The organism is Namhaeicola litoreus (genome assembly GCF_042679565.1).
Classification (GTDB): domain Bacteria; phylum Bacteroidota; class Bacteroidia; order Flavobacteriales; family Flavobacteriaceae; genus Namhaeicola; species Namhaeicola litoreus.
Genome location: NZ_JBHTMY010000003.1, coordinates 353663 through 372689, shown reverse-complemented (window position 1 = coordinate 372689; position 19027 = coordinate 353663). Strand labels below are relative to the sequence as shown.

General features: G+C 35.2%; 20 protein-coding genes. 7 read left to right on the top strand and 13 right to left on the bottom strand.

The genetic code is table 11. The features are described from left to right. Positions 1-23: 23 nt before the first annotated feature. From ACFQ39_RS08950 to ruvX, 8 genes are all read right to left on the bottom strand, one after another. Positions 24-794, bottom strand: a complete 771-nt coding sequence (locus ACFQ39_RS08950; RefSeq protein WP_377178203.1) for a zinc ribbon domain-containing protein — start codon at positions 792-794, stop codon at positions 24-26. A 2-nt stretch (positions 795-796) separates the two neighbouring features. Next, positions 797-1891: a Nif3-like dinuclear metal center hexameric protein gene (locus ACFQ39_RS08945; protein WP_377178201.1), complete on the bottom strand. Its 1095-nt coding sequence runs from the start codon at positions 1889-1891 to the stop codon at positions 797-799. 9 nt (positions 1892-1900) lie between these two features. Beyond that, complete coding sequence (locus ACFQ39_RS08940; RefSeq protein ID WP_377178199.1) at positions 1901-2983, bottom strand: DUF4421 family protein; 1083 nt, start codon at positions 2981-2983, stop codon at positions 1901-1903. Beyond that, on the bottom strand, positions 2958-4031 hold the full coding sequence (locus tag ACFQ39_RS08935; RefSeq protein WP_377178197.1) for an isoaspartyl peptidase/L-asparaginase family protein: 1074 nt from the start codon (positions 4029-4031) through the stop codon (positions 2958-2960). Before ACFQ39_RS08935 ends, ACFQ39_RS08940 begins: the two co-directional genes overlap by 26 nt. A gap of 74 nt (positions 4032-4105) precedes the next feature. Next, the gene (gene mazG / locus ACFQ39_RS08930; protein WP_377178195.1) at positions 4106-4885 is read right to left on the bottom strand and encodes a nucleoside triphosphate pyrophosphohydrolase; all 780 of its coding nucleotides are present in this window, start codon (positions 4883-4885) and stop codon (positions 4106-4108) included. Positions 4886-4894: 9 nt separating this feature from the next. After that, on the bottom strand, positions 4895-5323 hold the full coding sequence (locus tag ACFQ39_RS08925) for a DUF5606 family protein (RefSeq protein ID WP_377178193.1): 429 nt from the start codon (positions 5321-5323) through the stop codon (positions 4895-4897). Positions 5324-5345: 22 nt separating this feature from the next. Beyond that, on the bottom strand, positions 5346-5927 hold the full coding sequence (def, locus tag ACFQ39_RS08920) for a peptide deformylase (RefSeq protein WP_377178191.1): 582 nt from the start codon (positions 5925-5927) through the stop codon (positions 5346-5348). After that, positions 5924-6340, bottom strand: a complete 417-nt coding sequence (gene ruvX / locus ACFQ39_RS08915) for a Holliday junction resolvase RuvX (RefSeq protein WP_377178189.1) — start codon at positions 6338-6340, stop codon at positions 5924-5926. The genes def and ruvX overlap by 4 nt, the downstream gene beginning before the upstream one ends. Before the next feature lie 122 nt (positions 6341-6462). On the opposite strand from ruvX, the gene ACFQ39_RS08910 reads away from it, so the two are divergent. Both ACFQ39_RS08910 and ACFQ39_RS08905 read left to right on the top strand, forming a co-directional pair. Then, positions 6463-7278, top strand: coding sequence for a 2,3,4,5-tetrahydropyridine-2,6-dicarboxylate N-succinyltransferase (locus tag ACFQ39_RS08910; RefSeq protein WP_377178187.1), 816 nt, complete (start codon positions 6463-6465; stop codon positions 7276-7278). A 74-nt stretch (positions 7279-7352) separates the two neighbouring features. Continuing rightward, positions 7353-8111 (top strand): glycosyltransferase family 2 protein, encoded by a 759-nt coding sequence (locus ACFQ39_RS08905; protein WP_377178185.1) that lies wholly within the window; start codon positions 7353-7355, stop codon positions 8109-8111. 6 nt (positions 8112-8117) lie between these two features. On the opposite strand, the gene ACFQ39_RS08900 is transcribed toward ACFQ39_RS08905, so the two are convergent. Beyond that, on the bottom strand, positions 8118-8876 hold the full coding sequence (locus ACFQ39_RS08900; RefSeq protein ID WP_377178183.1) for a lipopolysaccharide kinase InaA family protein: 759 nt from the start codon (positions 8874-8876) through the stop codon (positions 8118-8120). After that, complete coding sequence (locus tag ACFQ39_RS08895; protein WP_377178181.1) at positions 8877-9722, bottom strand: glycosyltransferase family 2 protein; 846 nt, start codon at positions 9720-9722, stop codon at positions 8877-8879. 95 nt (positions 9723-9817) lie between these two features. Here ACFQ39_RS08895 and ACFQ39_RS08890 point away from each other — a divergent pair, with 95 nt between their 5' ends. Both ACFQ39_RS08890 and ACFQ39_RS08885 read left to right on the top strand, forming a co-directional pair. Then, positions 9818-10387: an L-threonylcarbamoyladenylate synthase gene (locus tag ACFQ39_RS08890; RefSeq protein WP_377178179.1), complete on the top strand. Its 570-nt coding sequence runs from the start codon at positions 9818-9820 to the stop codon at positions 10385-10387. Next, positions 10359-11816: a CCA tRNA nucleotidyltransferase gene (locus ACFQ39_RS08885; RefSeq protein ID WP_377178177.1), complete on the top strand. Its 1458-nt coding sequence runs from the start codon at positions 10359-10361 to the stop codon at positions 11814-11816. Before ACFQ39_RS08890 ends, ACFQ39_RS08885 begins: the two co-directional genes overlap by 29 nt. Positions 11817-11820: 4 nt before the next feature. Here the strand turns inward: ACFQ39_RS08885 and ACFQ39_RS08880 are convergent, their stop codons facing one another. Genes ACFQ39_RS08880 through ACFQ39_RS08870 form a run of 3 tightly spaced genes read right to left on the bottom strand, consistent with a single transcriptional unit; the run spans position 11821 to position 15504 of the window. Then, the gene (locus ACFQ39_RS08880; RefSeq protein ID WP_377178175.1) at positions 11821-12960 is read right to left on the bottom strand and encodes an acyl-CoA dehydrogenase family protein; all 1140 of its coding nucleotides are present in this window, start codon (positions 12958-12960) and stop codon (positions 11821-11823) included. A gap of 46 nt (positions 12961-13006) precedes the next feature. After that, positions 13007-13864, bottom strand: coding sequence for a ComEA family DNA-binding protein (locus ACFQ39_RS08875; RefSeq protein ID WP_377178173.1), 858 nt, complete (start codon positions 13862-13864; stop codon positions 13007-13009). Between the two features lie 14 nt (positions 13865-13878). Next, positions 13879-15504, bottom strand: a complete 1626-nt coding sequence (locus ACFQ39_RS08870) for an alanine/glycine:cation symporter family protein (protein WP_377178171.1) — start codon at positions 15502-15504, stop codon at positions 13879-13881. A 164-nt stretch (positions 15505-15668) separates the two neighbouring features. Here ACFQ39_RS08870 and ACFQ39_RS08865 point away from each other — a divergent pair, with 164 nt between their 5' ends. The 3 genes from ACFQ39_RS08865 to ACFQ39_RS08855 all read left to right on the top strand — a co-directional run bounded on the left by ACFQ39_RS08865 (position 15669) and on the right by ACFQ39_RS08855 (position 19026). Continuing rightward, positions 15669-16028, top strand: a complete 360-nt coding sequence (locus ACFQ39_RS08865) for a CoA-binding protein (protein ID WP_377178169.1) — start codon at positions 15669-15671, stop codon at positions 16026-16028. Positions 16029-16062: 34 nt separating this feature from the next. After that, the gene (mnmE, locus tag ACFQ39_RS08860) at positions 16063-17472 is read left to right on the top strand and encodes a tRNA uridine-5-carboxymethylaminomethyl(34) synthesis GTPase MnmE (RefSeq protein WP_377178167.1); all 1410 of its coding nucleotides are present in this window, start codon (positions 16063-16065) and stop codon (positions 17470-17472) included. Positions 17473-17637: 165 nt separating this feature from the next. Next, a complete protein-coding gene (locus ACFQ39_RS08855; RefSeq protein ID WP_377178165.1) occupies positions 17638-19026 on the top strand; it encodes a TolC family protein in 1389 nt (462 codons plus the stop codon). The last annotated feature ends 1 nt before the right edge of the window (position 19027 follow it).

The following is a 19027-nucleotide window of genomic DNA, read 5'->3' as shown; positions in this document are numbered from 1 at the left end:
TCAAATTACAACAAATCTCTATGTTAAGAAATCAAATTATCTATTTTTTGTTTTTCTTCAGCGGCCAATTCTGCATCTATTAAAATTCTTCCGCTATGCTCATCCGTAATGATCTTTTTGCGCGAAGCAATTTCTACCTGACGCTGAGGTGGAATTGTAAAGAAAGATCCTCCTGAAGCACCTCTATCGATAGCTACTACAGCCAAACCATTTCTAACGCTTGACCTGATTTTCTTATAAGCTTTTAATAGACGCTCATCGATTAGTTCGCTAAATTCAATTGATTTTTTAGCCAAAAGTTTTTCTTCTTTCTCTGTTTCAGCCAAAAGACCATCCAATTCTGCCTTTTTATGTTTAAGGTGATTCTCTTTTTCTGCCAATCGCTCTTTAGCAGTAGCAATGATTTCCTTTTTCTGTTCAATTTTAACTTTAGCCTCTCCAATTTTCTTTTCAGCTAACTGAATTTCAAGGCCTTGGTATTCAATTTCTTTTGTTAAAGAGTCATATTCGCGATTATTTCGCACGTTTTTTTGTTGCTCTTCATATTTTTTCATCAACGCCTTTGCATCATCAATAGCATTTTTCTTATTGGCAATACTCGTTTCATGATTTTCGATGTCGGTATTGAGATTTTCTAACCTCGTTTTAAGTCCTTCAACCTCGTCTTCAAGATCTTTCACTTCTAAGGGTAATTCACCGCGCATGTTTGCGATTTCATCAATTCTTGAATCAATTAATTGAAGGTCGTATAAAGTTCTCAATTTAGATTCAACAGTCACTTCTTTATTTGCCATTGCTAATAATAGTTGATTGGATTTGTATTATTTTCTGATAAAATGATTGCAAAATTAGTGATTTTTTTTGATAAGAGCTCAACCAAAAGATTTTTTGTAAACTGTTCACTTTCATAATGCCCAATATCGGCCAATACAATTTTACCTTCTGCCTGAAAAAAGTCGTGGTATTTTAGATCCGCCGTGACATATATATCTGCTCCTGCAGAAATAGCATTCTTGATCGCAAAACTACCTGATCCACCTAAAACAGCAACTTTTTTTATCTTTTTTTGTAGTGAATCAGAATGTCTGACCATCTTTAAATGAAAGGTTTCTTTTAATTGATTTAAAAAATCAGGAACCGTTTTTTCTTCGTCCAACTCACCTATTATTCCCATACCAATCTTTTGATGAACATTGTCTAGGGTTACTACTTCATAAGCTACTTCTTCATATGGATGATTTTCTCTCATGGCTTGAAGAATTTTATTCTCCAAATGGTGTTCAAAAATAACCTGTATGCACATTTCTTCCTCCATATGATCTTGTCCTATTTCTCCTATTGCAGGATTGGATACATCATTACCTCTAAAAGTACCTACTCCCTGCCAATTAAAACTGCAATGATCATAATTTCCTATCTGCCCGGCTCCCACTTCAAAAAGTGCATTTCTCAACTCCTCTCCATACTTTACAGGTACATAGGTTGTAAGTTTTTTGATCTGACCACTTTTGGGTATCAAAATTTTTGTTTTGTTTAAACCTAATTTTTCTGCCATTTTTGCTGAAACTCCCATCGAATGATTATCCAGTGCAGTGTGTATGGCATAGATATGAATATCGTGCTTAATAGCTTTTAGGACGACTTTTTCTACATAACTCTTTCCAACAATCTTAGTTAATCCTTTAAAAATAATGGGATGGAAGCTGACAATTAAATTACAGTTTTTCTCTATGGCCTCATCAACGGTAGTTTCCAATGTGTCTAAGGAAACCAAAACACCTTTCACCTCTGCCTCTGCATTCCCTACAATCAAACCTACATTATCAAAACTTTCTGCATAATGCAATGGGGCAAAGTCTTCAATAATTTTTATAACTTCTTTTACTTTCATTTCTTCAATTCAATTTTTATCTTCCTGCAGTATGGGAATGTATCGTTCAATTTCATCCATTGATTTCACCACAGTTTTAGGTGGTTTAAAGCGATACCCTATAAACAACATAACAGAGGTATAATTATTTCGAATCGTTAGATCATCTCTGTTCGCGGTTCTCGCTCCGTTAGAGGATAGATTTACTCCGCCGTAATACTTCGGACCCGAATACCCTGCAGTTATACCCATTTTCAAATTTACGATGAGGTCTGTACCTTTTTGCTGTTCTTTTATTCCAGAATCAAATTCATTCAATCGGTAAAAGTCAATCCCCGCACCGGGTTGAACAAAACCACTCGCATACCAATATTTTTGATAGACATAAGTATAATAATAACCACCTATAAACCCTGTATAGAAACCTGAGTTATCTTTATATGCATCCCTCTTAATTTCATTTCCTTCCCTATCTATTAATGTATGTGCACCGGTATAACTGTAAAATGTATAGTCGATTCCTGCCATAAAAGTACCGGCACTTTTAATCTGAATCTCTGTTTGTGTTTCAATTGCTCTTAAGGAAAAATTAGGGTTAAATTTATACAATGACTCTCCGGTTAAAAAACTCGATTTGAGATCCGGAAATTGGATATATTTTCCATTAACTGCCCTCGCTAAATCAATATTTTGTGAATTTTCGGCATAGAAACCTTTGAAATAAAAATAATCTATATAATGTGCCCAATTATTGTAAAGGAACTTGAACTTTAAAGTAAAAACATCTGATTCTCCTTTTTTAGCTGCACTATTCTCAGAAACAGAGGGTCTAAAGCCAATTCGAACCGACCCAAATCGGTAGTTTAATCCAATTCCATAACGGTAAGTTAGATTGGGAACGATCTTGGCAAAGGAATCTTCATAAGAAATTTTAAGTTTTTCATTTTGATTTTGCATTTCTAATCGAACATTGAGTTGGTGGTGATAGTTTTCTATATACTCCGACTGAATCAAAGAGTCCTTTTCATTGTTTTGAGCAAAAAGAAAACATGAAAATAGTAACTGCAAGAGTATAAGAGATTTAGATTTACTCCACCACTTTGTTCTTTTCATAAAACTCTATAATTAAAGGTTCAGAAGCGCTTGTCTTATATCCTCTGTACATTCCTGCAGAGTTAAATTCCCAGGCAATTTTTCCTTTTTTATCTATACCAATCATTCCTCCATCTCCGCCCAAACTATCTATCGCCTGATGGATAACCTGATTCATAGCGCTTTCAATATCCAATCCTTTGTACAGCATCAAACTTGACACTTGATTTGCCGCCACGGTTCTAATAAAAAATTCACCCCAACCTGTACAAGAAATCCCGCAAGAGGCATTGTTGGCGTAAGTTCCGGCACCAATAATTGGCACATCGCCAATTCTACCAAATTTTTTATTGGTCATACCGCCAGTTGAAGTTCCTGCTGCCAGGTTGCCGAATTTATCTAGGGCAACTGCTCCAACGGTTCCTTTTTTATGCTCATCAATAAATGTTTCTAGATTGATCATAGCAGACTGCTTTGGCAGAATACCTTTTTCCTCTTCTTGGGCTTTTAGTAAACTATTGTACCTGTTTTCGTCGTAGAAATAATCCTCATTTTCTAAGACAATACCAAAAGGCTTAACAAAATCTTCTGCCCTGTCTCCAGAAAGCATAACATGACCGATACTATCCATTACTAACCGTGCTGCATTGATTGGATTTTTTATATGATGAACTCCTGCAATGGCACCTGCATTTAAAGTCTTTCCGTCCATGATAGAGGCATCCATTTCTTGTTTTCCTTCACTATTAAAAACAGAACCCTTGCCGGCATTAAATAAAGGTGAGTCCTCTAAAATATTAATAGCGGCTTGTATTGCATCTAATGAGGTACCTCCTTTTTCAAGAATACTATATCCAGTCTGAATAGATTCTTGCATTTTTTCTTTATAGGCTTTCTCACGTTCAGGAGTCATGTACTCCTTCTTGATCGTTCCTGCCCCGCCATGAACCACAATGGCAAAAGGGGTCTCCTCTACTACCGTTTCAATCGATTCAACAACATCTTTCTTTTCAACCTTCTGACAAGAGATGAGTAACAGACAAAAAACAAAGCCTAAAACAATTTTCATAATATAAATTTAGGCTAAAAATAAAAAATAAGACTGGTCTAAAGAAATATATGCTTATTTCTTTTGAAGTTGAATTATTTAAAATTCTTTTTAGATGCCTCCCAGTAAACATCCATTTCGGCAAGGCTCATTTCAGAAAGTGATTTTCCTTCTTTTTTTGCTTCTTCTTCGAGAAATTGAAAGCGTTTAATAAACTTTTGATTGGTCCTTTCCAAAGCGCTTTCAGGATCCACATCAATAAATCTGGCATAGTTTACCAATGAAAATAACACATCACCAAACTCTTTTTCAGTATTAATTTTATCACCAGAAAGAACCTCAACTTGTAATTCAAGGATTTCTTCTTTCACTTTTTCAAAAACCTGCTCAGATTTTTCCCAGTCAAAACCGGCAGAAGAAGCCTTATCCTGAATTCGGGAAGATTTGACCAAAGCTGGTAAAGATTGGGGTACTCCTTCTAAAATAGATTTTTTGCCTTCCTTTAGTTTGAGTTTCTCCCAATTTTTCGCTACTTCTTCTTCGCTTTGAACTTTTACATCACCAAATACATGAGGATGTCTATGAATCAGTTTTTCATTGATTCCTTCTAACACATCTGATATATCAAAGGCATTTTGTTCAGAAGCAATTTTAGCATAGAAAACCAAATGAAGCATGAGGTCGCCTAGCTCCTTTTTGATCTCGGTCAGATCATTATTTAAAATAGCGTCACCCAACTCGTAGGTCTCTTCTATGGTTAAATGACGCAAAGACTGTATGGTTTGTTTTTGATCCCAAGGACATTTCTCACGAATTTCATCCATGATATCCAACAATTGCTCAAAAGCCTTTAGTTGTTTTTGTCTCTTGGTCATAAACAACAATTAAGATTCTCCTTCTTCTTTGTTTTCTTCCTCAACTTCTTTTACTGATTCGAAATCAAATCCGGCATCCACCAATAAATTATACCATTGCACAACTTTTTTGATATTTGAAGGATAGACTCTTTCCTCATCAAAATTTGGAAGTACTTCTGAAAAATAAGACGTTAATTCCTCTTTATCAGTAATTTTTACATTGGTTTTTGCTCCATTTTCCTTTTTGTAAATCGAATAGAATACCTCTCTTAAAGGAACTTCTTCTTCATAAGTATAAATGGCAATATCACTTAATGCACTTATATTCTGCAAATTTGTAATTGGTAATCTTTTTTTATCGGCGAGCGACTCAACAATCAGGCTGTTTTTTCCTTGAGAAAGCACTAAAAACAAACCGGGTTTTCCTGCAATAGAAACAATTTTTTCAATTTTCATAAACAAAAGCAATATTTAATCTTTATTTTAACTTTGGGAATTTCATTCTGTAAGAAACATCTACTTGTCCCTTAGAAATATTATCTAATCTTTTTTTGAGTAATCTGCGTTTTAATGTCGAGAGTTTATCTGTAAACAATACGCCCTCAATGTGGTCGTATTCGTGTTGAATAATTCTAGCCGCCAATCCTGAAAATATTTCTTTATGAGGTACAAAATTTTCATCGACATATTCCAGGGTCAATGTCTCATTTCTAACCACATCTTCATTGATATTCGGAATACTCAAGCAACCCTCATTAAATGGCCATTCTTTACCTGTTTCTTCAATGATTTTAGCATTGATAAAAATCTTATTGAAGACCTTTAGGTAGGCCCTTTCTTCTTCATCCAAGTCTTCATCTTCCGCAAAAGGTGAAGCATCTATCACAAATAATCTAATTGCTTTTCCAATTTGTGGTGCAGCCAATCCAACACCATTTGCCCCATGCATGGTTTCGACCATGTTCGTGATCAATTCTTTTAATTTGGGATAATCTTGATCTATTTCTTCGCAAACTTTCCTTAACACGGGATCGCCATAAGCGACAATCGGTAATATCATTTTCTCTTTTTTTCTAAATAATCCTGTAAAATAATCGTGGCACTAATTTGATCAATCAAAGCCTTATCTTGTCTTTTCTTTTTACTCAATCCTCCATCGATCATGGCTTTCACTGCCATTTTAGAGGTAAAACGTTCATCAATTCTTTCTATGGGAATTGAGGGATATTTTTGGTTTAGATGTTTTAAAAATGTTTGAATATAAACCTCACTTTCTGAAGGAGTATTATTCATTTGTCGGGGTTCTCCAACCAAAAACAATTCCACCTTGTTCTCGGTGAGATATTTATCTAAAAAATCAAATATTTGATCTGATTGAACTGTAGTTAGGCCAGAAGCAATCAGTTGCAAATCATCTGTTTCAGCGATTCCAATTCTTTTTGTTCCATAATCAAAAGCCACTACACGCCCCATTCACAGATTTTTTGCAAATGTAATTATTTTATTCTGTTCAATGCAGTTTTACTACTTACATTGATTTCCCATCCATTTTTCTATTTTTACAACCTCAAATAAAAACTATAAAAAAATACGGCATGCAATCATTACAACAAATTATAGAAGAGGCGTGGGAAAATCGCGATTTACTAAAAGAGATAAAAACACAAAAAGCGATTCGCGAAGTAATAGAATTACTTGACAGTGGAATTTTACGGGTCGCTGAACCCACAGAAACGGGGTGGCAGGTAAACGAATGGGTCAAAAAGGGAGTTGTGCTCTATTTCCCGATTCAAAAAATGGAAACTTTAGAAGCGGGCGTATTAGAATTTCATGATAAAATTCCTCTTAAAACAGGATATAAAGAAAAAGGAATCCGCGTTGTACCGCATGCTGTAGCCAGAAAAGGAGCCTACATCTCAAGTGGTACAATTTTAATGCCGAGTTATGTAAACATAGGCGCCTACGTAGATGAAGGAACCATGGTAGATACATGGGCCACAGTTGGTAGTTGCGCGCAAATTGGAAAAAATGTTCATTTGAGCGGTGGTGTTGGTATAGGAGGAGTACTCGAACCTCTTCAAGCGGCGCCTGTTATTATTGAAGATAATGTTTTCGTGGGCTCTAGATGTATTGTGGTGGAAGGAGTTCATGTAGAGAAAGAAGCTGTTTTAGGCGCGAATGTCGTTTTAACAGCCTCAACCAAAATAATTGATGTCACTGGAGAGAGTCCTCTAGAAATGAAAGGAAAAGTACCTGCCAGATCTGTCGTTATCCCAGGAAGTTATACTAAAAAGTTTCCAGCTGGAGAATTTCAAGTCCCTTGTGCTTTAATCATAGGAAAAAGGAAAGAAAGCACAGAGAAAAAGACTTCTTTGAATGATGCTTTAAGAGAATATGATGTAGCCGTATAATGTATTTCTCGTAAAATTTTGGTTTGGATATTCAGTAAAATACTCAATAAGTCATTTTGAGTAAAGCTTTTGAGATGGATAGTAAAGAAAGAATAAGTGCCTTACTGATCACCAAAAATGAAGGTGAAAATTTACCTCCTCTTCTTAAAAACATTGAATTTGCTGATGAAATAATTGTGGTAGATTCTTTTAGTTCGGACCAGACAGTTGAAGTAATCAAACAATTTCCAAAGGTGAAATTTTACCAGAAGGAATTTAAAAATTTTTCTGATCAGAGAAATTTTGCTTTAGGTAAGGCAAATAATAATTGGGTGCTTTTTATTGATGCAGACGAAAGAATTTCGGAAAAATTAAAATTTGAAATCTTAACAACCGATCTCTCAAAGACAGAATTTGTTGCATTTAAGATGAAGCGACAAATGTATTTTGATGAGCAAAAAATAAGGTTCAGCGGGTTTCAAACGGATAAAGTGTATCGCCTATTCAATAAAAACTTTGTTTATTTTGACAAAAAGACCTTGGTACATGAAAAATTGATCGTGAGTGGTAAATATGCTGTGTTAAAAGAAAAACTGGACCACTATTCATACAGAGATAAAGATTCTTATCAAAATAAACTGGACCAGTATGCACAATTGAGGGCGAAAGAATTACTGGCTAAAAACCTGCATCCAAATATATTTCATTTTTACCTCAAACCACTTTACCGTTTTTTGAACCATTATTTTATCCGATTAGGTTTTTTGGACGGAACCATGGGATTAACATTAGCACGTTTACATGCCCAAAGTGTAAAAAAAAGGTATGTTTATTTAAAACAACTGATGAAGTAGAATTCTTTATTTCCCTAAATATTTCTTTTTCAAAGCTTTTTTCCGGTTGTATTTTTCACGAAACTCAGAAGTATACTGCCACATTTTATCGAATACAATTTGATAAGTATTGCCCGATAGCTTTGCGTATTCGTCGCTCATAATCTCTACCATCTCTTTTTTCGGGGTTAACCGATCGAAATTCTTCATCCTCTCTTCAAAAGTCAACTTTCGAAATTCCATTCGGTTTAAGTCTACCAAATAAAACTCATACCTACCAGATTGGTTCACAATTAAAGTATTTCCGGGAGAATGATCTTTAAACAAAACTTCTTTTTCGTGCATTTTAAAAGTAAACCTGGTAAATTCTCTTAAGATCCGCTCATGATCCGGGTAATGAGGTTCATCGATCAAAGTTCTGTAGGTCAGGTTATACGTTAGTTGTTGGCTAAAATAATAACTGTCTTTAAGAAAAAGTCCCTCCTTATTTTCTACATAGGCAACAGGCTTAGGAGTACCTATATCTTTTGAAAGCAAAGTTTCAGCATGTTCAAAAGACCTTTTAGCTTTTGATTTCCTTACCCATCTGTAGGCCAACTGATTGATGAAGTGAGGTACTTTAAATGCCTTTACATTTAGATTGTTTCCCGCAATTTCAATTTCTTTTACTGTATTCCGACTACCATCATAAATTACTTTTCCCTGATTTTCAAAATCAGAAATTAGTTTGGAAAACTGCTTTTGATAAGCTCTAAAAGGTTCAGAAATGAAGTAAGTATAGGCCATTTAATTAATTAGGTCTTGGGCATTTGCCAATTTTTCAATGCCAAATGGTGTCTTAATTACTTTCTGTTCTTTGGTATGTTTCCTTATAGCCAAGTTTCTATCTAAAGATTCTTGATTTTTATAACCTCTGGCATGATCTAAATGCAAGCATATCGCCTTATGCCTAATTTGTACACCTCTAATTCCGTAATTCTCAAGTCGTTCTCCTAATTCTCTATCCGGGCCGCCGTACTGCATTCTTTCATCATAACCGTTAATTGCGATAAGATCAGACTTCCATGCTGATGAATTACAATTATTAAATGTAGCACCAGTAGGGGTAAAATTATCGAGTAAGGTTTCTAAGGTTCCTGTTGAGGTTAACTTTAACTTATTGGATAAACTCAAATTTTCATGTTCAGAAAGCCATTTATAATCAAAACATCGGCCACTTAAAATATCTTCTTTGGTAATTTTTTTGCTCAAATCCATTCCCAATTTACAATAGCCACCAGAAAGAAATTTACCTTTTTTGAGATGCTTTGCATGCACTGCAACAAAATCATTTTTCGGTATACAATCGCCGTCCGTCATAATAACATAGTCACCTTCACATTTTATAATGGCAGTATTAAGAATTTCTTGTCGGCGATAACCCTTGTCTTCATGCCATAAATGCGATAACGGGACGGGATAATCCTTTTTAAACCGATCTATCAATTCTTTTGTAGAATCACGAGATCCATCATCAGCAACAATAACTTCAAAGTTTTTATAGGTTTGCACGCTGTAGCCCCAGAGTACTTTTTCTAACCATTCTTCGGCATTATAGGTACTTACAACAACCGAAATTTTTACATTTTCCATGGGATATAAATTTGAGCGTAACAATTAAAGTATAGCAAAAATAGGATATTTATTTATTTTTGCCGATTCTAAGCAGTCTAAGATTAAACGGATTCATGATGAATTTTGAAGAGAATTTACAAAGTGCACTTGAAGCACTTGCAAAAGGCGGGACAATAGCCTATCCCACTGATACTATCTGGGGATTGGGTTGTGATGCGACAAATGAATCGGCGATCAAACAAATTTACATCCTGAAACAGCGAGAAGAAAGTAAAAGTCTGATCATTATGGTTTCCTCCGTAGAGATGTTAAAAACAATTGTTCCAACTTTCGACGAAAATATTTTATCATTTTTAAAACAACAAGAAAGACCAACAACGGTTATTTATAGTAATCCAAAGGGCTTGGCAAAAAATGTTCTCGCGGTTGATGGGACGGTAGGTATCCGTTGGGTTCATGAACCTTTTTGTCAACAATTGATAGAGCGATTTGGTAAACCCATCGTATCAACTTCTGCAAATATAAGTGGAGAACCTAGTCCGACTTGTTTTGATGATATCGACAAAACTCTTTTGGATAAAGTAGATTATGTAGTAAATTTGCACCTCGATAAAAAAAGTGGACAATCCTCTATTATCGTGAGATGGCAAACAAATGAAGAAATTGAGTACATTAGAAAATAAAATAGACATATTGAAAGAACGAGATGCCATAAAAAATCCCATTTTTGAAATTATTGCTGAAGCTTCCAAAAGTCTTAAAACTGAAAGTTATGTCATTGGGGGTTATGTAAGAGATTTTTTACTCGACCGCAAAAAGTCTAAAGATATTGACGTAGTTACTTTAGATGATGGTATTGAACTTGCCCATAAAGTGGCTGAAATGTTACCCGGCAATCCTCAGGTTCAATTCTTTAAAAATTTTGGCACAGCCATGATTAGATACAAAACCATAGAATTGGAATTTGTTGGCGCCAGAAAGGAATCTTATTCACAAGACAGTAGAAATCCAGAGGTAAGCAAGGGGACCCTTACAGATGACCAAAAAAGAAGAGATTTTACCATTAATGCACTGGCAATAAGTCTGAATGAAAAGAATTATGGCGAATTGATTGATCCGTTTAACGGACAAGAAGATCTGAAAAAGGGTATCATCAAAACACCTCTAGATCCAGATATCACCTATTCCGACGATCCCTTGCGAATGATGCGCGCCATTCGTTTCGCTTCTCAACTTCACTTCAAAATCGAAGAAAAATCTCTAGACTCTATTAAAAAAAATTCAGACCGAATCAAAATCATTTCCAATGAAAGGATCGTAGATGAACTCAACAAAATATTGCTCACAGATAAGCCTTCAATTGGTTTACGGTTGCTTTTTGAAACAGGGTTATTAGCTTATATTTTACCAGAATTAACGGCACTTTCTGGGGTGGAACAAATAAAAGGGCAAAAACATAAAGACAATTTTTACCATACACTCCAAGTTGTGGATAATATTTCTGAACATACTGATAATTTATGGTTGCGATGGGCTGCACTTTTGCATGATATTGGTAAAGCGCCAACAAAGAAATTCGATAAAAAGTTGGGCTGGACATTTCACGGACATGAATTCATGGGCTCGAAGATGGTAAAGAAAATTTTTAAAAGATTGCATATGCCATTAAACGAAAAAATGAAATATGTAGAAAAGATTGTCTTATTGAGTTCTAGACCTGTGATTCTCGCTGAAGACGTAACGGATTCTGCCGTGCGAAGGTTAATTTTTGATGCAGGTGAAGTGATAGACGATTTGATGACACATTGCGAAGCTGATATCACAACACAGAATAAAGCACGCGAAAAGAAGTTCAAACAAAATTTCGCTCTGGTTCGTCAAAAAATAAAAGAAGTAGAAGAGCGTGATCAGGTGCGCAATTTTCAACCACCTGTAACCGGTGAAGTGATTATGGAAACATTTAATTTGAAACCTTGTCGAGAAATTGGCCAAATTAAAGAAGCCATTAAAGAAGCCATTCTCGAAGGAGAAATTGAGAACAATTACGAAGATGCATTTAATTTTATGCTAGTGAAAGCCAAAAGTCTTGGTCTAAAGGTTTCAAAAAACTAAACTACTATTTCAAAATATTCCTCGAAATAACTAACTTTTGAATTTCTGTTGTCCCCTCACCTATCGTGCATAATTTGGCATCTCTATAAAATTTCTCTACAGGAAAATCTTTGGTATATCCATATCCGCCATGGATCTGAACTGCTTCATTGGCTATTTTCACACTAATTTCTGATGCATACATTTTCGCCATTGCACCTATTTTCGTCACTTTTTCTCCTTTGTTCTTGAGATAAGCTGCCTTATGCAATAATAATTCAGCCGCTTCGATCTCTGTTGCCATATCAGCCAGTTTAAAGCCGATAGCTTGAAATTGAGAGATAGGTTTTCCGAATTGCTCTCTTTCTTTTGAATATTTGACAGAAGCTTCAAAAGCTCCTTTTGCAATACCAAGAGCTAGTGCGCCAATAGAAATTCTACCTCCATCTAACACTTTTAAAGCCTGAATGAACCCGTCCCCTTCTTCGCCTAGCATTTGGTCTTTATGTACACGACAATCCTGAAAAATCATTTCTGCTGTTTCAGAAGCCCGCATTCCCAATTTATTCTCCTTTTTACCTGAAGAAAAACCAGGGGTTCCTCTTTCGATCACAAAAGCACTCATACCGTGAGAATCTCCTTTGGCGCCAGTTCTTACCATAACAACTGCTACATCACCAGAAATTCCGTGTGTTGTGAAATTTTTAGCCCCATTTATAACGTAATAATCGCCATCTTTAACCGCAGTTGTACTCATTCCTCCTGCATCAGAACCGGTATTATGCTCTGTTAAACCCCAAGCACCTATCCATTCTCCATGGGCTAATTTTGGTAGCCATTTTTGTTTTTGTTCTTCGTTTCCAAATTCCAAAATATGATTGGTACATAAGGAATTATGTGCAGCAACAGACAATCCTATAGAACCGTCAACTTTTGAAATTTCTTCTATGACCGTAATATATTCGTGGTAACTCATCTCCGCACCACCGTATTTATGAGGCACTAGCACACCCATAAAACCCATTTGCCCTAATTCATGGAAAAGATCGATGGGAAATGTCTGCTTTTCATCCCAATCCATCATATGAGGCAAAATATGTTTTTTGTTAAAATCCTTTATTGAATGGGCAATTATCCTCTGAGTTTCAGAATATTCAAAATTCATCAATGATGTTTTAGAAAAACAAAAAAGCTCAAAATTGAGCCTGTTTTTAATTAGCTTCCAAATATAAGGCTATTCTGTCAAATTTATCCAAAGGAAAAGAGTCAATTTTTTGTAATTCTTCGAGGCTTTCGAAACGTAAAAAACGATCTTTATGCTGAAATATTTTCTTGGTCAATGAATAATCAATATACGGTAAATCCAGTATTTCCTTAAAAGTGGCCTCATTTATATTTAACTTTTTTATTACCGGTTTTGATTTTACGGCATAAACCTTTAAGACTTCATCAGCTATTTCTTTATTCAAATAATACACCTCATATAATTGGTCTTCGAAATAAAACCCATTAAGCAATTGTCTATAAGCTAAAATTCTTTCGGCCAATTTCTCCCCAATCCCATTGAACTTCATCAATTCTGATTTGGTTATATGATTTAAATCACCTTTTTCTTCAATGCTCAGATCTTTAACAATAGTCTGACTTTTAGACTGCCTTTTTACAAAATCAGGAAATTTGAATAAGGGCTCTAAAGCATGTAATAAACTGTCACTGACTTTCGTGATCTTCTGAAATTCTTCTGGGGAGTTAACAAACTTTCCACTTTTTCTAAAAGATAACAGTCGGTCTATTTCTTGTGCAGACATCCCCAACAAATACCCCTTGTAATCTGTAATAAAATTTGGATTAAAGGGTTGGGTAATTTCTGAGTCCTCAGAAACTATTTGTGCCGAGTCTATTTTTAATTGCAATCTTGCAATTTCTTCTTTGTTAGATGGAAGAGATTCATTGTATGAAAAATCAACGTAGAAATAAATTAGCTGTAGACAAAGGATAATAACAGCCAAAAAGAAAATCCCATTTCGTTCCTTTTTATTAAAATCGAAATGGGATTTAAGATTTTTCATTTTAAAAACAATACTTAGATATGGTCTGTAAAGTCTGTTGCTCCGTCTTCAATTGCTACATCCTTTTTATTGATCGCATTCATATATCTTTTTAATTCTTTACCAACAACAGGAGTAAGTAATACCACACCAATGATGTTTGGAACTACCATGGCGAAGATCATCGCATCAGAAAAATCTATGACCGCACCTAAGCTGATAGAAGCACCAATCACCACAAAAATCAAGAATAAAACTTTGTAAACTAAATCTGTGTATTTTCCTTTACCAAAAAGGTACACCCAACCTTGCATGCCGTAATAAGACCAAGAAATCATCGTTGAAAAGGCAAATAAAATAACGGCAATGGTTAATATGACAGAAAAATGTGGAATAACACTATCAAAGGCCACGGCTGTTAACTCAACACCTTGTTTGATCTCTACCCCATACTCCATAAATTGACCATCGAAATTCGTAATTATAATAACCAAGGCGGTCATGGTACAAATCACAACGGTATCCACAAAAGGCTCTAATAGCGCAACAATTCCCTCACTTGCAGGATATCTCGTTACAACCGCCGAGTGGGCAATCGCTGCAGATCCCACACCTGCTTCATTTGAGAAAGCTCCTCGTCTCACACCTTGAATCATTACACCAATTAAACCACCTGCAATTCCTAATCCTGAAAAGGCTCCTTCGAAAATCAACATAAAAGCATCGCCAATATGCCTGTAATTCACCCCCAAAATAATCAAGGCTGCCAAAACATAAATCCCTGCCATAAAAGGAACCACCTTTTCGGTTACTTTTGCTATACGTTTTATTCCTCCAATAATCACGATAGCCACCAACACAGCCATAACCAAACCAAAGTAGAAAGCAGCATTACCCCCTTCCAAATTGAATAATTTCACGAATTGAGCTGCCGCTTGATTGGCCTGAAACATATTGCCTCCTCCAAATGACCCGCCAATGACAAAAATTGCAAATACTACTGCAAGAAACTTACCTAATCCTGCTAATTTCTTTTCACCTAAACCCTTTTTTAGGTAATACATCGGACCACCATATACAGTTCCATCTTCCCCTACATCTCGATATTTCACCCCTAAAGTACATTCAGCAAACTTAGAAGCCATACCTAGCAGACCTGCCAGAATCATCCAAAATGTTGCTCCGGGTCCACCAATAGAAAGTGCTACAGCTACTCCTGCAATGTTACCCAAGCCAACTGTAGCCGATAAGGCAGCCGTTAATGCTTGAAAATGCGACACCTCGCCATCGGCACTATCATCTCTTAAAGTTTCGATTATATTTTCATGTACATTAGGCGTTGCGTCTCCATATAAAGTATCTGCTCCGTGCTTTTCGATATCTTCATATTTCCCCCTTACCACTTGGATTGCTGTCTTGAAACCGGTGATATTGATAAACTTAAAATATATAGTGAAATAAACTGCTCCTCCAACTAGAACAATAAGTACCCATGGAATTTGAAAACTTTCTGAAAATGGTATTTCATAAAAAATAGCATCTACAAACCACCCGGTATATTTCTTAAATTCAGTATCTATTTTTTCCGTTGTACTCTGTTCTTGTGCAAATGTTGCCAAAGAATAGGCAAATAAAATTAAGGTAAGTATTTTGTTCTTCATTCTGGCTTAACTATTTTAAATTAGCATGGCGCAATATCATAAAAAATACTGCTCCACACAAAAATTGATAATTATTTATTTTAATCCGCATCCAAATAAGCTTTTAAATAATGGTTAAGTTTGCACTGTATACTTAAATTTAGTTTAGTTGTAAGTAATCATTAATGAAAAAAACTTTAGTTCTAGGTGCTTCCAAACGTCAAAACAGCTATGCCTATTTGGCTTTACTTCAGTTAGCGAAAAACAATATTGACACTATTGGCATAGGATTGGAAAAGGGTGAAATTGCGAATATCAGCATTCTCACCGGAACTCCTCAACTAAGCGATATTCATACCATTACACTTTACCTGAATCCAAAAAGACAAGTTGCATTGTTAGATTATATGATCTCGTTAAAACCCAAAAGAGTCATTTTTAATCCAGGAACAGAGAATCCTGAAGCCTATGAAAAATTGCGAAAAGCCGGAATAGAGGTCGAAATAGCTTGTACCTTAGTCCTGCTTGCCACAGGTCAATATTAATTTTCGTTAACTTTGTAGGCTCAAAGCCCAGTACATGACAAATAATGACCCAATCATTGCCTTGGCAACTCCTTCAGGTGTTGGTGCAATTGCTGTAATTCGCATTTCAGGTAACGAATCGATTCGCTTGGTTTCTCCTTTTTTTAAATCGAAATCAGGCAAAATTTTATTGGATCAAAAATCACACACACTTCATCTTGGTCATATTTACGACGGTGAAAGGATACTAGATGAAGTATTGATAAGTGTTTTTAAAAATCCATATTCTTACACCGGCGAAGATGTTGTTGAAATTTCTTGCCATGGATCCGTTTATATTCAACAAGAAATCATACAGCTTTTTATCAAAAATGGCATCCGACATGCCTCTCCCGGAGAATTTACCCTACGTGCCTTTTTAAATGGAAAAATGGATTTAAGTCAGGCCGAAGCAGTTGCTGATTTGATTGCATCTGATTCATCTACCTCACATCAAATAGCCATACAACAAATGAGGGGAGGGTTTTCGAATGAAATTGAAGAATTGAGAACCCAACTTTTAAATTTTGCTTCTCTCATTGAATTGGAACTCGATTTTTCGGAGGAAGATGTAGAATTTGCTGATCGAAGAGAATTCAAAGCTCTAATTCAGAAGATCAATTCCGTTTTAAAAAGATTGATCGATTCATTTGCTTTAGGAAATGTTATCAAAAATGGGATTCCCGTCGCCATTGTAGGTGAACCCAATGCCGGAAAATCAACGCTTTTGAACGCTTTGCTCAATGAAGAAAAAGCGATTGTCTCCAATATTGCCGGTACAACAAGAGATGCCATAGAAGATGAAATTGTGATTGGCGGTGTTACTTTTAGGTTTATTGATACGGCTGGGATACGCGAAACAAAAGATGAAATAGAAACCGTAGGGATACAAAAGACATTTCAAAAAATAGAACAGGCACAATTGGTTATCTACCTAATAGACGGCACCACATTAAAGAGTGAATCTCAATTAGAAAAACATCTGAGTGAAATTAAAAGAATAGAGGAGAGATCGACACAAAAGAAAATCTTGGTACTTTTAAACAAAACAGATCAAATAAGTGAGAAGAAGATAAAAGAGATTCTACATTTTTTAAATAAAAATATCACCGAAGAAGTTCTGTCTATTTCAGCAAAAGATAAAACCGGATTAGAAAATCTTACTGCCCATTTACAAAACTTGCTTAACAAAGGTGCTCTTAGCAACAACCAAACGATTGTGAGTAATGCCCGACATTTTGACGCTTTGCACAATGCACTTAAATCGACAAAAGATATCGTTTCTGGCCTTGACAAAGGTATTTCTTCAGATCTGATTGCGATAGATATTAGGCAAGCACTTTTTCATTTAGGTGAGATCACTGGACAGATTACTACCGATGATCTTTTAGGAAACATATTTGCTAATTTCTGTATCGGAAAGTAATGTTAAATAGTCTAATACAAGTAAAACTAAATACACGCTTCAATCGGAATTCCACTACCTTCATGTTAAACATAAGATGTTTAAAACCATTGTAGCTCAAAAATAGATTATTTTTGTAAAACAATGTACCTATCCTTTAGAACTAGGATTTGAAAAGTTTTATTTATGAAAGGAATAATATTATTTAGCCTTTTTTGTTGCTTAACTATTTATCATCTTAAAGCACAAAACAACTTAAATAGCATCGAAATTGAACTTATAAATAAAGGATTAGAAAAGAGTTATGCATTAAAGAAATCAATTTACGAGCTCGAAATTGACAGTATACAAACGAGATCTATTCGGCAAAATTTTATCCCTACTTTAGAACTTGATGCCTTGTACGGATACGGTGCAAGCAAAATAAATATTGATATTCCTACAGTGCAAATGCCAATTACTGGGATTGAATTATTTGAAGGAGAATCTGAATTTGATACCCAAGGGCAAGTGGTAAATACTAATTTAACCGCAAAAGCTTTACTTTTCTCGGGCATGCAAGTAAAATACGGATCTAAAGCATCTGAAGAGAAAATAAGAGCGAAAAACTTTTTATTAATTGCAGAAAGGGCTGAAATTATAAAGGATATCATTGACACTTTTGACAAAATTGAGTTGCTTAAGCATTCAGAAATTGTCATATCAAAAAGTGAAGATCGGTTGGCAAAAGAAAAAGCAAGAGTGATCAATGCCATAGACAACGGATTAGCAATTCCGTATGACAGGGATAAAATAACGGTTGCAGAATTAAATTTATCTTCAGTTAAACTAGAACTATACGGTAACCTGCGCTTGTTATATTTAAAATTGTCGATGTTAACAGGTGTGGACCTCTCGACCTTAGAAAAATACAGTTTCAATTTAACCCCTTGGAAACTTGAAGAGGACAACAATACTTTTAATGATCGGCCAGAATTAAAAGCTTTAGATGCATCAGTAAAAGCTTATGATTACAAATTAAAAATGAATCAAAATTCGTTTTTGCCAAAAATTCAGGCACAGGCCTCTCTTTCCTATTCTAATCTTTTCAATGCCAACTTAGAAACACCCTTCAGTTTACCCGGTGGTGAAAATGTAAATTTGGAATTAAATAAGTTTCAACTATTCCCTACCTATTTTGTTGGTGTGGGTATGCATTGGGATTTATTTGATGGATTAAAGAATTCAAATGAAACACATAAAACTCAAATTGAAAAAAGCATTGCGGAAGAGGAAAAAACTGATGCTGAGGAAAAATTAATGCTTTTTTCTAAAAAAATGCAGGTAAATTATGAGGTGAAAAATCAACAACTCATTATCAAAGAACAAGAAATGTTGGCCGCAGAAAACAGCCTTAATTTAGCCATTAAAAGTTATCGTGAGGGATTAATATCTGTTACAGAACGCTTACAAACAGAAACAGAGTACCAAAATGCTGTTTTAAATTACTACAAATTTGTAGCGCAGCAAAGAATGGCAGCCTTAGATTTACTAATCTCAACAGGAAGTTTAGAAATAGAGAATATTAAAAATTAGA

Bases quoted from the DNA above. Each gene is read 5' to 3' on its own strand.
- ACFQ39_RS08950 (WP_377178203.1), bottom strand. From the start codon at position 794: ATGGCAAATAAAGAAGTGACTGTTGAATCTAAATTGAGAACTTTATAC.
- ACFQ39_RS08945 (WP_377178201.1), bottom strand. From the start codon at position 1,891: ATGAAAGTAAAAGAAGTTATAAAAATTATTGAAGACTTTGCCCCATTG.
- ACFQ39_RS08940 (WP_377178199.1), bottom strand. From the start codon at position 2,983: ATGAAAAGAACAAAGTGGTGGAGTAAATCTAAATCTCTTATACTCTTG.
- ACFQ39_RS08935 (WP_377178197.1), bottom strand. From the start codon at position 4,031: ATGAAAATTGTTTTAGGCTTTGTTTTTTGTCTGTTACTCATCTCTTGT.
- mazG (WP_377178195.1), bottom strand. From the start codon at position 4,885: ATGACCAAGAGACAAAAACAACTAAAGGCTTTTGAGCAATTGTTGGAT.
- ACFQ39_RS08925 (WP_377178193.1), bottom strand. From the start codon at position 5,323: ATGAAAATTGAAAAAATTGTTTCTATTGCAGGAAAACCCGGTTTGTTT.
- def (WP_377178191.1), bottom strand. From the start codon at position 5,927: ATGATATTACCGATTGTCGCTTATGGCGATCCCGTGTTAAGGAAAGTT.
- ruvX (WP_377178189.1), bottom strand. From the start codon at position 6,340: ATGGGGCGTGTAGTGGCTTTTGATTATGGAACAAAAAGAATTGGAATC.
- ACFQ39_RS08910 (WP_377178187.1), top strand. From the start codon at position 6,463: ATGCAATCATTACAACAAATTATAGAAGAGGCGTGGGAAAATCGCGAT.
- ACFQ39_RS08905 (WP_377178185.1), top strand. From the start codon at position 7,353: ATGGATAGTAAAGAAAGAATAAGTGCCTTACTGATCACCAAAAATGAA.
- ACFQ39_RS08900 (WP_377178183.1), bottom strand. From the start codon at position 8,876: ATGGCCTATACTTACTTCATTTCTGAACCTTTTAGAGCTTATCAAAAG.
- ACFQ39_RS08895 (WP_377178181.1), bottom strand. From the start codon at position 9,722: ATGGAAAATGTAAAAATTTCGGTTGTTGTAAGTACCTATAATGCCGAA.
- ACFQ39_RS08890 (WP_377178179.1), top strand. From the start codon at position 9,818: ATGATGAATTTTGAAGAGAATTTACAAAGTGCACTTGAAGCACTTGCA.
- ACFQ39_RS08885 (WP_377178177.1), top strand. From the start codon at position 10,359: ATGAAGAAATTGAGTACATTAGAAAATAAAATAGACATATTGAAAGAA.
- ACFQ39_RS08880 (WP_377178175.1), bottom strand. From the start codon at position 12,960: ATGAATTTTGAATATTCTGAAACTCAGAGGATAATTGCCCATTCAATA.
- ACFQ39_RS08875 (WP_377178173.1), bottom strand. From the start codon at position 13,864: ATGAAAAATCTTAAATCCCATTTCGATTTTAATAAAAAGGAACGAAAT.
- ACFQ39_RS08870 (WP_377178171.1), bottom strand. From the start codon at position 15,504: ATGAAGAACAAAATACTTACCTTAATTTTATTTGCCTATTCTTTGGCA.
- ACFQ39_RS08865 (WP_377178169.1), top strand. From the start codon at position 15,669: ATGAAAAAAACTTTAGTTCTAGGTGCTTCCAAACGTCAAAACAGCTAT.
- mnmE (WP_377178167.1), top strand. From the start codon at position 16,063: ATGACAAATAATGACCCAATCATTGCCTTGGCAACTCCTTCAGGTGTT.
- ACFQ39_RS08855 (WP_377178165.1), top strand. From the start codon at position 17,638: ATGAAAGGAATAATATTATTTAGCCTTTTTTGTTGCTTAACTATTTAT.